Annotated in this window: 15 protein-coding genes; 13 read left to right on the forward strand and 2 right to left on the reverse strand. The window is 71.2% G+C overall.

The features are described 5' to 3' along the window. The first annotated feature begins 57 nt into the window (after nt 1–57). The 13 genes from ald (at nt 58) to der (ending at nt 12,433) form a co-directional block, all read left to right on the forward strand. Nucleotides 58–1,182: an alanine dehydrogenase gene (gene ald / locus I2W78_RS32360; protein WP_196463786.1), complete on the forward strand. Its 1,125-nt coding sequence runs from the start codon at nt 58–60 to the stop codon at nt 1,180–1,182. 345 nt (nt 1,183–1,527) lie between these two features. Further along, nucleotides 1,528–2,706 (forward strand): ParA family protein, encoded by a 1,179-nt coding sequence (locus I2W78_RS32365; RefSeq protein ID WP_196463787.1) that lies wholly within the window; start codon nt 1,528–1,530, stop codon nt 2,704–2,706. Next, complete coding sequence (locus I2W78_RS32370) at nt 2,691–3,260, forward strand: hypothetical protein (protein ID WP_196463788.1); 570 nt, start codon at nt 2,691–2,693, stop codon at nt 3,258–3,260. The genes I2W78_RS32365 and I2W78_RS32370 overlap by 16 nt, the downstream gene beginning before the upstream one ends. Before the next feature lie 18 nt (nt 3,261–3,278). Continuing rightward, nucleotides 3,279–4,343: a segregation and condensation protein A gene (locus tag I2W78_RS32375; protein ID WP_196463789.1), complete on the forward strand. Its 1,065-nt coding sequence runs from the start codon at nt 3,279–3,281 to the stop codon at nt 4,341–4,343. Further along, entirely contained in the window at nt 4,340–4,996 is a 657-nt protein-coding gene (scpB, locus tag I2W78_RS32380; RefSeq protein WP_196463790.1) for an SMC-Scp complex subunit ScpB, read from the forward strand. The genes I2W78_RS32375 and scpB overlap by 4 nt, the downstream gene beginning before the upstream one ends. Continuing rightward, complete coding sequence (locus I2W78_RS32385; RefSeq protein ID WP_196463791.1) at nt 4,996–6,066, forward strand: pseudouridine synthase; 1,071 nt, start codon at nt 4,996–4,998, stop codon at nt 6,064–6,066. Before scpB ends, I2W78_RS32385 begins: the two co-directional genes overlap by 1 nt. Before the next feature lie 80 nt (nt 6,067–6,146). After that, nucleotides 6,147–6,866, forward strand: coding sequence for an NUDIX hydrolase (locus I2W78_RS32390; protein ID WP_196463792.1), 720 nt, complete (start codon nt 6,147–6,149; stop codon nt 6,864–6,866). Further along, entirely contained in the window at nt 6,863–7,885 is a 1,023-nt protein-coding gene (locus tag I2W78_RS32395; protein WP_196463793.1) for an ADP-ribosylglycohydrolase family protein, read from the forward strand. The genes I2W78_RS32390 and I2W78_RS32395 overlap by 4 nt, the downstream gene beginning before the upstream one ends. 105 nt (nt 7,886–7,990) lie before the next feature. After that, entirely contained in the window at nt 7,991–8,353 is a 363-nt protein-coding gene (gene aroH / locus I2W78_RS32400; RefSeq protein ID WP_196463794.1) for a chorismate mutase, read from the forward strand. Beyond that, nucleotides 8,350–9,435, forward strand: a complete 1,086-nt coding sequence (locus I2W78_RS32405) for a prephenate dehydrogenase (protein WP_196463795.1) — start codon at nt 8,350–8,352, stop codon at nt 9,433–9,435. The genes aroH and I2W78_RS32405 overlap by 4 nt, the downstream gene beginning before the upstream one ends. 100 nt (nt 9,436–9,535) lie before the next feature. Continuing rightward, nucleotides 9,536–10,216 carry a (d)CMP kinase gene (cmk, locus tag I2W78_RS32410; protein ID WP_196463796.1) on the forward strand — a complete coding sequence of 227 codons (681 nt, stop codon included), beginning with the start codon at nt 9,536–9,538 and terminating at the stop codon, nt 10,214–10,216. Then, nucleotides 10,174–10,860, forward strand: coding sequence for a lysophospholipid acyltransferase family protein (locus tag I2W78_RS32415; protein ID WP_374222711.1), 687 nt, complete (start codon nt 10,174–10,176; stop codon nt 10,858–10,860). The genes cmk and I2W78_RS32415 overlap by 43 nt, the downstream gene beginning before the upstream one ends. Before the next feature lie 76 nt (nt 10,861–10,936). Beyond that, complete coding sequence (gene der / locus I2W78_RS32420; RefSeq protein ID WP_196463798.1) at nt 10,937–12,433, forward strand: ribosome biogenesis GTPase Der; 1,497 nt, start codon at nt 10,937–10,939, stop codon at nt 12,431–12,433. A gap of 30 nt (nt 12,434–12,463) precedes the next feature. Here the strand turns inward: der and I2W78_RS32425 are convergent, their stop codons facing one another. Together I2W78_RS32425 and I2W78_RS32430 are read right to left on the reverse strand one after the other, a co-directional pair. After that, the gene (locus I2W78_RS32425; RefSeq protein WP_196463799.1) at nt 12,464–12,841 is read right to left on the reverse strand and encodes a hypothetical protein; all 378 of its coding nucleotides are present in this window, start codon (nt 12,839–12,841) and stop codon (nt 12,464–12,466) included. 75 nt (nt 12,842–12,916) lie between these two features. Further along, the gene (locus I2W78_RS32430; protein ID WP_196463800.1) at nt 12,917–13,699 is read right to left on the reverse strand and encodes a hypothetical protein; all 783 of its coding nucleotides are present in this window, start codon (nt 13,697–13,699) and stop codon (nt 12,917–12,919) included. Between the last annotated feature and the right edge of the window lie 342 nt (nt 13,700–14,041).

A 14,041-nucleotide genomic window follows, 5' to 3' on the forward strand; every position in this document is an offset into this window, starting at 1 on the left:
GTGTGCCCTGTACATCCGGGTATGTCGCGTAATACACCCCCCTCTGAGCCAAGGACCGTGATCGACGTGAAGGTCGGCATCCCCCGCGAGGTCAAGAACAACGAGTTCCGGGTGGCCATCACCCCCGCCGGCGTGCACGAGCTGGTGCGCAACGGCCACCAGGTCGTCATCGAGCGCGGCGCCGGTCTCGGCTCCTCGATCACGGACGCCGAGTACGTGGCCGCCGGCGCGCAGATCCTGGAGACGGCCGACGAGGTGTGGGCCTCCGCCGACCTGCTGCTGAAGGTCAAGGAGCCCATCGCCGAGGAATATCACCGCCTGCGCAAGGACCAGACGCTCTTCACCTACCTGCACCTGGCCGCCTCCAAGGAGTGCACGGACGCCCTGCTGGAGTCCGGCACCACCGCCATCGCCTACGAGACCGTCGAGCTGCCCAGCCGCGCGCTGCCGCTGCTCGCCCCGATGTCCGAGGTCGCGGGCCGGCTCGCCCCGCAGGTCGGCGCCTACCACCTGATGCGCGCGGCCGGCGGCCGCGGTGTGCTGCCGGGTGGTGTGCCGGGCGTGACCCCGGCCAAGGCCGTCGTCATCGGCGGTGGCGTCTCCGGCTGGAACGCCACCCAGATCGCCGTCGGCATGGGCTTCGAGGTGACCCTGCTGGACCGCGACATCAACAAGCTGCGCGAGGCCGACCGGATCTTCGGTACGAAGGTCAAGGCGATCATGTCCAACTCCTTCGAGCTGGAGAAGGCCGTCCTCGACGCCGACCTCGTCATCGGCGCGGTGCTCATCCCCGGCGCCAAGGCGCCGAAGCTCGTCACCAACGAGCTGGTCTCCCGGATGAAGCCGGGAAGTGTCCTTGTCGACATCGCGATCGACCAGGGCGGTTGCTTCGAGGACTCCCGCCCCACCACGCACGCCGAGCCGACCTTCCAGGTCCACCAGTCGGTCTTCTACTGCGTCGCCAACATGCCGGGCGCGGTGCCGAACACCTCCACGAACGCCCTCACCAACGCCACGCTCCCCTACATCGTGGAGCTCGCCAACCGCGGCTGGGCCGAGGCGCTGCGCCGTGACCCGGCGCTGGCCAAGGGTCTCAACACGCATGACGGCAAGGTGGTTTACCGCGAGGTCGCCGAGGCGCACGGGCTGGACCACGTGGAGCTGGAGTCCCTGCTCGGCTAAGTCACCTTTTCGTAAAGGCGATACGTCAACACAGGTCGTCAACCGACAGCATCCGGCCGGACCTTGCCCGACGAGGTCCGGCCGGATGTGTGTATGGTCACTTTGCGACGCTCGGTCAACTCGCCTCGAACGTAACCCTTGAACCGATTCGCACACCGGTGAAACCTGCCGTGCGACGGCCGTACGCCCTTGACAGAGGGATGTTTCATTGCCGACACATCCTGCCGGGTCCGGCGGATTGTGTTGCTGCGGACGCCCGACACGCCATAGAGTCGCCAACCGTCGGCATGGTGCCACGCTGACCTGTCTAGAAGTTTCCTGGTCACCAAGGAGGTAAGACGACTTGTGAATGAGTCGACATTTTCTCCCGGGGGTGGTCAACCAGGAAGCCCTGCGCGGGGCCAGGCTCCCGCGGGGTTCGAGGCTGTCGGCTCCGTAGCGGTGCGCACCTTCGCAGCCCACCAGAGTCACCACAAGTCAGGGGTGACTCAGCCAGCACACCAGAGCATGGATGGCCATCACGTGAACGCCATGGCCGGCGACGGAAGTGGCGCGCCCCACAACCACTTCGCCGACTACGAGGAACTGCCCGAAGGGCACTTCTACGACCCGGACGCCGAGTACGAGCCCGACCCGGAGTACGCGGCCACGCTCGCGCCCGACGCGGCCCGCCAGCGCCGTGAGCGCATCGGCCCGACCGGGCGCCCGCTGCCGTACTTCCCGATCCCGGGCCCGCTGACCGACCACGGGCCCGCGACGATCATCGCGATGTGCAACCAGAAGGGCGGCGTCGGCAAGACGACGTCCACCATCAATCTGGGTGCCGCGCTCGCGGAGTACGGACGCCGGGTGCTGCTGGTGGACTTCGACCCGCAGGGCGCGCTGTCGGTCGGTCTCGGCGTCAACCCCATGGAGCTGGACCTCACCGTCTACAACCTGCTCATGGAGCGGGGCCTGGCGGCCGACGAGGTGCTGCTGAAGACCGCGGTCCCCAACATGGACCTGCTGCCCAGCAACATCGACCTGTCGGCGGCCGAGGTCCAGCTGGTCTCCGAGGTGGCCCGCGAGTCGTCGCTGCAGCGCGCGCTGAAACCGCTGCTGCCGGACTACGACTACATCGTGATCGACTGTCAGCCCTCGCTCGGCCTGCTCACCGTGAACGCCCTGACGGCCGCTCACAAGGTGATCGTGCCGCTGGAGTGCGAGTTCTTCGCCCTGCGCGGTGTGGCGCTGCTGACCGAGACCATCGAGAAGGTCCAGGAGCGGCTGAACCCGGAGCTGGAGCTCGACGGGATCCTCGCCACGATGTACGACTCGCGCACCGTGCACAGCCGCGAGGTGCTCGCGCGCGTCGTCGAGGCGTTCGACGACCACGTCTACCACACGGTCATCGGGCGCACGGTCCGCTTCCCGGAGACCACGGTCGCCGGAGAGCCGATCACCACGTACGCGTCCAACTCCGTCGGTGCCGCCGCCTATCGCCAGCTCGCCAGGGAGGTGCTCGCCCGGTGTCACGCCGAGTGAGTCTGCCGGGGGCCGACGAACTGTTCCGTACGACAGGGGGAATGGCGCTCCAGGCATCCACTCCCCGGCGTGGCGCCAACGGCGAGGCCCGGGTGCCGCCTCCCGCGGGGGAGGGCGACACGGCGGCCGCCGCCACGGAGGACGCGCCACAGGCCGTTCCCGCGCAGGGCGGGGACGGCGAGGGCGCGGAGCATGTCGCGGCCGACGCGGAGCCGGCCGACGCCGAGTCGCGCAGCCGGGGCGCGGAGCGCTCCTCGCGGCGCCAGGGACAGGCGGCGGCGCAGGAAGGTTCTGCCGCGGCGACGCCCCGCAAGCGCGGACGGGCGGCCGCGCGGCGGCCCAGTGGGCGTGAGCGGCACGACGAGAAGATCACGGTGTACGTGTCCGCCGAGGAGCTCATGGATCTGGAGCACGCGCGCCTCGTGCTGCGGGGCGAGCACGGGCTGGCCGTCGACCGGGGGCGCATCGTGCGCGAGGCGGTCGCCGTGGTGCTGGCCGACCTGGAGACCCGGGGGGACGCCAGCATCCTCGTACGACGGCTCCGTGGGCGGTAGCGGTAGCCTGCGGGGGCTATGACCTCGAACGGCTCCCCAGTCCCCGCCTCCGGCCCGTCGGGCCGTCGACGTGCGCTGGGGAGGGGGCCAGGGGCTCCGGCGGAGCCTGTTGAGGCCCCGGCGCCACCCGTTGAGGCTTCGGTTCCTGTGCAGGCACCGCCTGTCGCTCCCGTGGAGCCGGAAGTCGAGGTCCCCGAGGTCGTGGCGCCGGAACCTGGGCCGGAGCCCGTGGAGCCCGTGGAGCCCGTGGAGGGCGAGTCCGGCGGCTTCAAGGTGCGGCTCTCGAACTTCGAGGGCCCCTTCGACCTGCTGCTCCAGCTGATCTCCAAGCACAAGCTCGACGTCACCGAGGTCGCCCTGTCCAAGGTGACCGACGAGTTCATGGCGCACATCCGGGCCATGGGGCCGGACTGGGACCTGGACGAGACGACCGAGTTCCTGGTCGTCGCCGCCACCCTGCTCGACCTGAAGGCGGCGCGGCTGCTGCCCTCCGCCCAGGTGGAGGACGAGGCCGACCTGGCGCTCCTGGAGGCCCGCGACCTGCTGTTCGCGCGGCTCCTGCAGTACCGCGCGTACAAACAGGTCGCCGAGATCTTCAACAGCCGCCTCGACGACGAGGCCCGCCGCTACCCCCGTACCGTCGGCCTCGAACCGGAGCACGCCGAGCTGCTCCCGGAGGTCGTCATCAGCATCGGCCCGGAGGGGTTCGCGAAGCTCGCGGTCAAGGCGATGCAGCCGAAGCCCAAGCCCCAGGTGTACGTCGACCACATTCACGCGCCGCTGGTGAGTGTGCAGGAGCAGGCCGGGATCGTCGTCGCGCGGCTGAAGGAACTCGGCGAGGCCAGCTTCCGCACGCTCGTCGAGGACACCGACGACACCCTCACCGTCGTCGCGAGGTTCCTGGCACTGCTGGAGCTGTACCGCGAGAAGGCCGTCGCGCTGGAGCAGGAGACCGCCCTCGGGGAGCTGCTGGTGCGCTGGACCGGCGGTGCGGGGGACGCGGCGCCGATGGTGACCGACGAGTTCGACCGACCGCCCGAGCAGCCCCCCGAGCAGCCCAAGGAGCAGGAGGAGAAGGAGTGAGTGAGGAGACCACCGAACTGCCGGCCGGGCTGCGTGCCGTCGCCGACCTGGAGCTGAAGCCCGCCCTGGAGGCCGTCCTGATGGTCGTGGACGAGCCCGCGACCGTGGAGCACCTCGCGAAGATACTGGAGCGGCCCAAGCGGCAGATCAGCAAGGCGCTGCGCGAACTGGCCGACGACTACACCGCGCAGGGGCGCGGCTTCGAGCTGCGGCACGTCGCGGGCGGCTGGCGTTTCTACACCCGCCCCGAGTACGCGCCGGCCGTCGAGCGGCTCGCGCTGGAGGGCCAGACCGCCCGGCTCACCCAGGCCGCGCTGGAGACGCTCGCGGTCGTGGCGTACCGCCAGCCGGTCAGCCGTAGCCGGGTCTCCGCCGTGCGCGGAGTGAACTGCGACGGCGTCATGCGCACCCTGCTCCAGCGCGGTCTGGTGCAGGAGGCGGGCACGGAACCCGAAACAGGTGCGATCCTGTACACGACGACGAACTACTTCCTGGAGCGGATGGGCCTGCGCGGCCTGGACGAGCTCCCGGAGCTCGCGCCCTTCCTCCCGGAGGCGGCGGCGATCGAGGCCGAGACGCAGGAAGGCGTGCCGTCGTTCGATCCGGACGCTCCGGATCCCGAGGACGCAGACGACAAGACGACGGAACTTTGATGCGAAGCAGCGGCAGTGGCAAGAGTGGCGGGACCGGCGGGCGCGGCAACTACCGCGGTGCCGGTAACAACAGGGACCAGAAGCAGGGGCAGGGCCGCCCCCGCAAGCCCCGCCCCGAGGAGCGCCGCTACGACGTGGGGCCCGGGGCGACCAAGGACGGCCCCAAGGCGGGGCGTGGCGGCGCGGCCCGCGGCGGCGCCAAGGGCGGCCCCAGGAAGCCCCAGCAGGGCGGGCGCAGCGAGCCTGCCCGCTCGCGTGAGTACGAGACGCGGGTCGAGGAGCGCAACCGGGAGCGGTACGCGGGCAAGAAGGACATCAAGCTGCCCAAGACCTTCCCGGGCGCCGAGCAGGAGGGCGAGCGGCTGCAGAAGGTGCTCGCGCGCGCGGGCTACGGCTCCCGGCGCGCCTGCGAGGAGCTGATCGAGCAGGCCCGGGTCGAGGTCAACGGCGAGATCGTGCTGGAGCAGGGCAAGCGGGTCGACCCGGAGAAGGACGAGGTCAAGGTCGACGGCCTGACCGTCGCGACCCAGTCGTACCAGTTCTTCTCGCTGAACAAGCCCGCCGGAGTCGTCTCCACGATGGAGGACCCCGAGGGGCGCCAGTGCCTCGGCGACTACGTCACCAACCGCGAGACGCGGCTCTTCCACGTCGGCCGGCTCGACACCGAGACCGAGGGCGTCATCCTCCTCACCAACCACGGCGAGCTGGCCCACCGGCTGACCCACCCCAAGTACGGCGTGAAGAAGACCTACCTCGCGCACATCGTCGGCCCGATCCCGCGCGACCTGGGCAAGCGGCTGAAGGACGGCATCCAGCTGGATGACGGGTACGCGCGCGCGGACCACTTCCGGGTCGTCGAGCAGACCGGCAAGAACTACCTCGTCGAGGTCACGCTGCACGAGGGCCGCAAGCACATCGTGCGGCGGATGCTGGCGGAGGCCGGCTTCCCGGTCGACAAGCTGGTGCGCGTCGCCTTCGGCCCGATCACCCTGGGCGACCAGAAGTCGGGCTGGCTGCGCCGGCTGTCCAACACCGAGGTCGGGATGCTGATGAAGGAAGTGGACCTCTAGGCGGTACAGGTACCCGGCCCCTTGTGAGTGACAGCCACCCCCTTTTATAGTCAGTACGACTATTAAGGGGGTGGCGACGTATGCGGGGCTACGACAAGTACGCGTACGAACCCTTCGCCGTCACCGTCGACCTCGCCGTCCTCACCGTCCGCGCCGGCGCGCTGCACGTGCTGCTCGTCGAGCGCGGACAGGAGCCGTACGCCGGTCGCTGGGCGCTGCCCGGTGGCTTCGTGCTGCCGGAGGAGTCCGCCGAGACGGCCGCCCGGCGGGAACTCGCCGAGGAGACCGGCCTGTCCGACGTCTCCGGGCCGCACCTGGAGCAGTTGCGGACCTACAGCGAGCCGGACCGCGATCCCCGCATGCGGGTCGTGTCCGTCGCCTTCACCGCCCTGCTGCCCGACCCACCCGAGCCGCACGGCGGCGGCGACGCCGCGCAGGCCCGCTGGGTGCCGTACGACACGGCCCGGCCGCTGGCCTTCGACCACGACCGGATCCTGGCCGACGCGCACGAAAGGGTCGGCGCGCGGCTGGAATACACGGGCCTCGCGACCGCCTTCTGTCCGCCCGAGTTCACCCTCGGCGAGCTTCAGCAGGTCTACGAGACCGTGTGGGGCACCCCGCTCGACCGGCCCAACTTCCGGCGCAAGGTGCTCGCCACCCCCGGCTTCGTCGAACCGGTCCCCGGTGCCGCGCGCCTGACCGGCGGCCGCGGCAAACCCGCCGCCCTCTACCGCGCGGGCGGCGCCGCCGCCCTGCACCCGCCCCTCCTCCGCCCGTCCCGGGAAGGACGCCCCGCATGACCACGACCACCGTCCGCAAGCGCGCCGCCACCGGCTCCCTGATCGGCCTCGCCCTCGGGGACGCGCTCGGCTTCCCGACCGAGTTCCACAACGTGCCGTCGATCCTCGACAGGTTCGGCCCGTGGCGGCGGATGGAGCTGCCCACGCCGGCGCTCGTCACCGACGACACCCAGATGACTCTGGCGCTGGCGCGGGGGCTGCGCACGGCGATGGACCGGGGGGTGCTCGGGCCCGCCGAACTGGCCGCGCCCGTACGGCAGGAGTTCATCGCCTGGAACCGCTCCCCGGAGAACAACCGGGCTCCCGGCAACACCTGCATCAGGGCCTGTGTCCTGCTGGAGGACACGGACCGCGCCTGGCAGGACGCCAGCCAGATCAACTCCAAGGGCTGCGGCGCCAACATGCGTGTCGCGCCGATCGGCCTGGTCCCCGGCCTGAGTGACGAACAGCGGGCCGGCGCAGCCCAGTTGCAGGCCGCCCTCACGCACGGGCACCCGACAGGCCTCGCCGCCTCCGACCTCACCGCGCACGCCGTACGACTGCTCGCACAGGGCGCCGAGCCGACCGGACTGGTGGGGCTGCTGCGGTCGTACGCCTATGAGAACCGCGAGCGCTACCACGAGCGGTGGCTGGGCGATCTGTGGACGCGGGCGGAGGACGCCACGCCGGAGCGGTTCATCGCGCGCGGCTGGGACGAGTGCCTCGGGGTGCTCGACCGGCTGCGGGACGCCGTAGGGACGATCTCGCCGGAGACCGACCCGTGCCTGGCCACGGGTGAGGGCTGGATCGCCGAGGAGGCGCTGGCCACCGGGCTGCTGTGCTTCTTGCAGTTCGTGGACGAGCCGCTGACGGCGCTGCGCCGGGCGGCCTGCACCGCCGGCGACTCCGATTCCATCGCGTGCCTCGCCGGCGCCTTCGCGGGCGCCTACCTCGGCGCCGAGGCCTGGCCGACGGAGTGGGCGGACCGGATCGAGTACCGGGGTGAGCTGGTGACGCTGGGTGCGCTCTGGGACATCTGAGGCCGTGCCCCGTCTCAGCGGGCGAGCGCCCCGCACCTGTCCGTAGCGGGCTGACTAGGCTTGACGGACGTAGAGCCGATTCGCACAGCAGCAAGGAGCATCGCCGTGGCGGTACGAGCGGTCCGGGGCGCCGTCCAACTCGAGGTGGACGAGGCCGGCCACATGGACGAGCAGGTCGGGGCTCTTCTCACCGCCATCCTGGAGCGGAACGGACTGACCACCGACGACCTGATCAGCATCTGGTTCACGGCCACGCCCGACCTGCACAGCGACTTCCCGGCCGCCGCCGCCCGCAAGCTCGGCATCCTCGACGTGCCGCTGATCTGCGCCCAGGAACTGGACATCGCCGGGGCGATGCCCCGGGTCGTCCGGGTGCTCGCGCACATCGACTGCGACAAGCCGCGCGCCGACATCAGCCACGTCTACCTCGGCGCCGCCGCCGCTCTGCGCAAGGACATCGCCCAGTGAGAACCGCACTCGTCATCGGCACCGGGCTCATCGGCACCTCCGTCGCCCTGGCCCTCGCCCAGCGCGGTGTCGTCGTCCACCTCGCCGACCACGACCCCGAGCAGGCCCGTACGGCGGCCGCGCTCGGCGCCGGCACGGACGAGGCGCCCGAGGGACCCGTCGACCTCGCGATCGTCGCCGCCCCGCCCGCGCACGTCGCCGCCGTGCTCGCCGACGCCATGCGGCGCGGCCTCGCACGCGGGTACGTCGACGTGGCCAGCGTCAAGGGCGGCCCGCGTCGCGAGCTGGAGGCGCTCGGTCTCGACCTGACGTGGTACCTCGGCACGCACCCCATGTCCGGCCGGGAGAAGTCCGGCCCCCTGGCCGCGACCGGCGATCTCTTCGAGGGCCGCCCCTGGGTGCTCACGCCCACGCGGGACACCGACACCGAGGTGCTGAACCTCGCCCTGGAGCTGGTCTCGCACTGCCGTGCCGTGCCGGTCGTCATGGACGCCGACGCCCACGACCGGGCCGTGGCCCTGGTCTCGCACATGCCCCATCTGGTCTCCAGCATGGTCGCCGCCCGTCTGGAGAACGCCGAGGAGGCGGCCGTACGGCTGTGCGGGCAGGGCATCCGGGACGTGACCCGGATCGCCGCGTCCGACCCGCGGATGTGGATCGACATCCTCTCCGCGAACCCCGGGCCGGTCGCCGACCTGCTCAGCGACGTCGCCGCCGACCTCGGTGAGACCGTCCAGGCGCTGCGCGCCCTGCAGTCCTCCGACGAGGCCAAGCGCCGGGAGGGGACCGTCGGCATCGAGGACGTGCTGCGGCGCGGCAACGCCGGGCAGGTCCGGGTTCCCGGCAAGCACGGGTCCGCGCCGCGGGCGTACGAGGTCGTCGCGGTGCTCATCGACGACCAGCCCGGCCAGCTGGCCCGCATCTTCGCGGACGCCGGGCAGGCCGGCGTCAACATCGAGGACGTACGCATCGAGCACGCGACGGGACAGCAGGCCGGTCTCGTGCAGCTGATGGTGGAGCCGAAGGCGGCGCCGCTGCTGACGGCGGCCCTGCGGGAGCGAGGGTGGGCGATCCGTCAGTAGGGCTGGGCGCGCGTGCGGCCGGACGAGTGACCCGCACCCAGTAACCTTGTGCGGGGCACCGTCCCGCCCCACACCACCCCGGCCCAGGAAGGTCCCCACAGTGGAAAGCGCCCCGGCAGTGATTGTCGCCATCGACGGCCCCTCCGGCACGGGCAAGTCGAGCACGTCGAAGGCGGTGGCGGCGCAGCTCGGTCTGAGCTACCTGGACACCGGTGCCCAGTACCGGGCGATCACCTGGTGGATGGTGACCAACGGCATCGACGTCACCGACCCGTCGCAGATCGCCGCCGTGGCAGGCAAGCCGGACATCGTCTCCGGCACCGACCCGGCGGGCCCGACGATCACGGTCGACGGTGTGGACGTCGCCGGTCCGATCCGCACCCAGGAGGTCACCTCCAAGGTCAGCGCGGTCAGCGCGGTGCCCGAGGTGCGCGCCCGGATCACCGAGCTGCAGCGTTCGATCGCGGCCGGCGCCGAGAAGGGCATCGTCGTCGAGGGCCGCGACATCGGTACGACGGTGCTGCCGGACGCCGACCTGAAGATCTTCCTCACCGCCTCCCCGGAGGCCCGCGCCGCCCGGCGCAGCGGTGAGCTGAAGAACGCGGACGTCGACGCCACCCGCGAGGCCCTGATCAAGCGGGACGCCGCCGACTCCAGCCGGAAGGCCTCGCCGCTCGCCAAGGCCGACGACGCGTTCGAGGTGGACACCACCGACCTCACGCTGGCGCAGGTCATCGAGTGCGTCGTCACCCTCGTCGAGGAGAAGCGGGCGGCGAAGTGACCGAGGCACCGTCCCAGCGGGGCGCGGAGACCGGCCGGCGCATCGGCCTTGCGCTGATGCACGGGCTGTGGCGGCCCCGGGTGCTGGGTGCCTGGAAGGTCCCGGCGACCGGCCCGGTCATCCTCGCCGTCAACCACTCGCACAACATCGACGGCCCGATGGTGATGGGCGTGGCGCCCCGGCCGGTGCACTTCCTGATCAAGAAGGAGGCGTTCGTCGGCCCGCTCGACCCCTTCCTGACCAGGATCGGCCAGGTCAAGGTGGACCGGCAGAGCACCGACCGCACGGCCGTCACCCGGGCGCTGGACGCGCTGGCGGCCGGCGGCGTGCTGGGGATATTCCCGGAGGGCACCCGGGGCGAGGGCGACTTCGCCTCGCTGCGTGCCGGGCTCGCGTACTTCGCCGTGCGCAGCGGCGCCCCGGTCGTCCCGGTGGCCGTGCTGGGAAGTTCCGAGCGGCGGGGACGGTTGATAAAGGGACTGCCTCCGCTGCGGCACCGCATCGACGTCGTCTTCGGCGAACCGTTCGAGGCGGGCGACGGCAGCGGGCGGCGTACGCGCACGGCGCTGGACGAGGCGACCGAACGCATCCAGAAGCAGCTCACGGAGCACCTGGAAAACGCCAGGCGCCTCACCGGGCGCTGAGCGACACTGAGTAGTGGATCACCCCGAACCGGGATACTCCACCGATCACCACGATGAACGACGAGGTACGGACTTCATGAACGACCAGATCCAGCCCGACGGCTCGGACGCGTACGAGGACGCGCACGAGCACGATCACGGGGCGCTCGGCGACGCCGAGTACGCGGAGTTCATGGAGCTCGCCGCCGAAGAGGGCTTCGACCTGGAGGAGGTCGAGGGCGCCATCGAGGCGGCCGGGCACGGACCGCTGCCCGTCCTCGCCGTGGTCGGCCGCCCGAATGTCGGCAAGTCGACTCTCGTGAACCGCATCATCGGCCGACGCGAGGCCGTCGTCGAGGACAAACCCGGAGTCACCCGCGACCGCGTCACCTACGAGGCCGAGTGGGCGGGCCGCCGCTTCAAGGTCGTCGACACCGGCGGCTGGGAGCAGGACGTCTTCGGCATCGACGCCTCCGTGGCCGCCCAGGCCGAGTTCGCCATCGAGGCGGCCGACGCGGTGGTCTTCGTGGTAGACGCCAAGGTGGGCGCCACCGACACCGACGAGGCGGTCGTACGACTGCTGCGCAAGGCCGGCAAGCCCGTCGTGCTGTGTGCCAACAAGGTGGACGGCCCGAGCGGCGAGGCCGACGCGGCCTACCTGTGGTCCCTCGGCCTCGGCGAGCCGCACCCCGTGTCCGCGCTGCACGGCCGGGGCACCGGCGACATGCTGGACGCCGTCCTGGAGGCGCTGCCGGAGGCGCCGCGCGAGGCCTTCGGCGGGGCCGGCATCGGCGGCCCGCGCCGCGTCGCCCTGATCGGCCGCCCGAACGTCGGCAAGTCCTCGCTGCTGAACAAGGTGGCCGGCGAGGAGCGCGTCGTCGTCAACGAACTCGCCGGCACCACCCGCGACCCCGTCGACGAGCTGATCGAACTCGGCGGCAAGACCTGGAAGTTCGTCGACACCGCCGGCATCCGCAAGCGCGTCCACCTCCAGCAGGGCGCCGACTACTACGCCTCGCTGCGCACCGCCGCCGCGGTCGAGAAGGCCGAGGTGGCCGTCGTCCTCATCGACGGCGCCGAGTCGATCTCGGTGCAGGACCAGCGGATCGTCACCATGGCCGTGGAGGCGGGCCGCGCGCTGGTCGTCGCGTACAACAAGTGGGACACCCTCGACGAGGAGCGCCGCTACTACCTGGAGCGGGAGATCGAGACCGAGATGGGCCAGGTCTCCTGGGCGCCCCGCGTGAACGTCTCGGCGCGCACCGGGCGGCACATGGAGAAGCTGGTCCCGGCGATCGAGACGGCCCTGGCGGGCTGGGAGACCCGGGTCCCGACGGGCCGGCTGAACGCCTTCCTCGGCGAGCTGGTCTCCGCCCATCCGCACCCGGTGCGGGGCGGCAAGCAGCCGCGCATCCTGTTCGGCACCCAGGCCGGGACGAAGCCGCCGCGGTTCGTGCTCTTCGCCTCCGGCTTCATCGAGGCGGGCTACCGGCGCTTCATCGAACGCCGACTGCGCGAGGAGTTCGGCTTCGAGGGCACGCCGATCCATATCTCGGTGCGGGTGCGCGAGAAGCGCGGCGCGAAGAAGAAGTGACACAAGGGCGGCCCCGGCGGGGCCGCCCTTTCAGATTCCCCGGCGGGGTCCGGGTGGCAGCGCGGGGATGTGGTGCATCCCGGTGGAGTGCTGCTGACCGATCGTCCCGACCCGCTGCCACGTCGGCTGGTGCCCACTGGTGTGCCGGGTGCTCTGCGCGCCCGCGCTGTAGGCGCTGTACGAGCTGTTGTACGAGCCCGAGCCGTGCGAGAGGTTTCCGAAGGCGGTGAACCCCAGGTTCTCCTCGCCGCGACGGTCGCCCGGCAGCGCACGGAAGTTCTTGACGTACTCGGCGTAGAGCGCGTCGTAGATCGGCGTGGCCGATGGCCCGCCGGAATGATCCTGACCGGACCGAGCGGACGGAATCGGCTGCAAGGACTGGCGGCGGGGAACGTCGTATGCGTGCACGTATGTCCAAACGACCCCGAGCCGGAAGAGATGCGGTCGGGGCAGTACGCCTGAAGGGCGCGGGGAACCGCGCTATCAGGTCCCCGCGAGCGGCAGCACACTCGCCACCAGCTTCCCGTTCGCCGCGGCCTTGTCCAGTGCCTCCCGCAGCAGATCCTCCCGGGGCTGCCGCCCGATGGATCCCACCGGCGCCGCGAACATCAGGACCTGCTGGTGCTTGTTGGCGGCGGCCCGCCACCCGTCGGTGACCTGCAACGGCTGGTGCGCCTGCCACCAGGCCACCGGTTGTCCGCCGTTCGCCCCCGGCTGGAGCACCGCGTGCAGCTGCCCCATGGCGAGCAGGACGGACCAGCCGTGCAGCACCGGCGGTACGGAGTTCAGCTCGGTCACCGGCATGAAGCCCTGCTCGATCAGCAGCGGCAGGAAGTCGTCCCCGGCGGCGGTGGAGCCGGGACGCACGATGGGCCCGGTGGGTTCGACGACCAGGGCCGGGTGCAACTCGCCGGCGATCAGCACGAGTCCGCTGGTCACCCCGAGCACCGCCTGCTCGGGCACGACCTTCTCGGGCTCCAGGTCGACGGTGTCGCCGCTGATGGACCTCACGGCGCCCTGGAGCTGTTCCTCGGTGACCTGAACGACCTGCGAGGGCAGGCAGCCGGCGTGGGCGAAGGCGAGCACGGCGGTCTCGTCGCCGATGAACAGGACGGTGCTGGTGCGCTCGCGCTCGGAGTCGCCCGGGGTGCGGCAGGACGTGCAGTCGTAACTGCCCGGGGCGTTGTCTCCGGCGAGCAGCCGGTCGGCTTCTTCGTCGCCGATCTCGGCGCGTACCTCGTCGCTGACGTCGAGCATGCGCGGCACGGGTGGCTCCCTCGGGATGCGGTGCGTGGCGAGGCCGGGTGGCTCCCGGCCTGTGCTCCGGGGAAGGTTCCCCGGCTCATGAAGAAGACAACGGGCGAGCTGTGGCGGTAGTCACGCTGCACGGCGAACGGAATCGAACCATCCACCGCACACGGTCACGGCTGGCACGGAATCGAACACTCTCCGTCAAGTCGCCGTGTCCACAGGGGACTTGGGGTGGTGAGGTGGGTCACATGGCGACATGGGGGGTGGTCGACAAATCCGGAAATCGGCGAATGAAGTGGGTGGCCGGAAATCGCCGCTACCTCGGGTAACTGCGAACTGGCCTGGAGAGACGGGCAG

Origin of the sequence: Streptomyces spinoverrucosus, assembly GCF_015712165.1 — a bacterium.
GTDB lineage: Bacteria > Actinomycetota > Actinomycetes > Streptomycetales > Streptomycetaceae > Streptomyces > Streptomyces spinoverrucosus_A.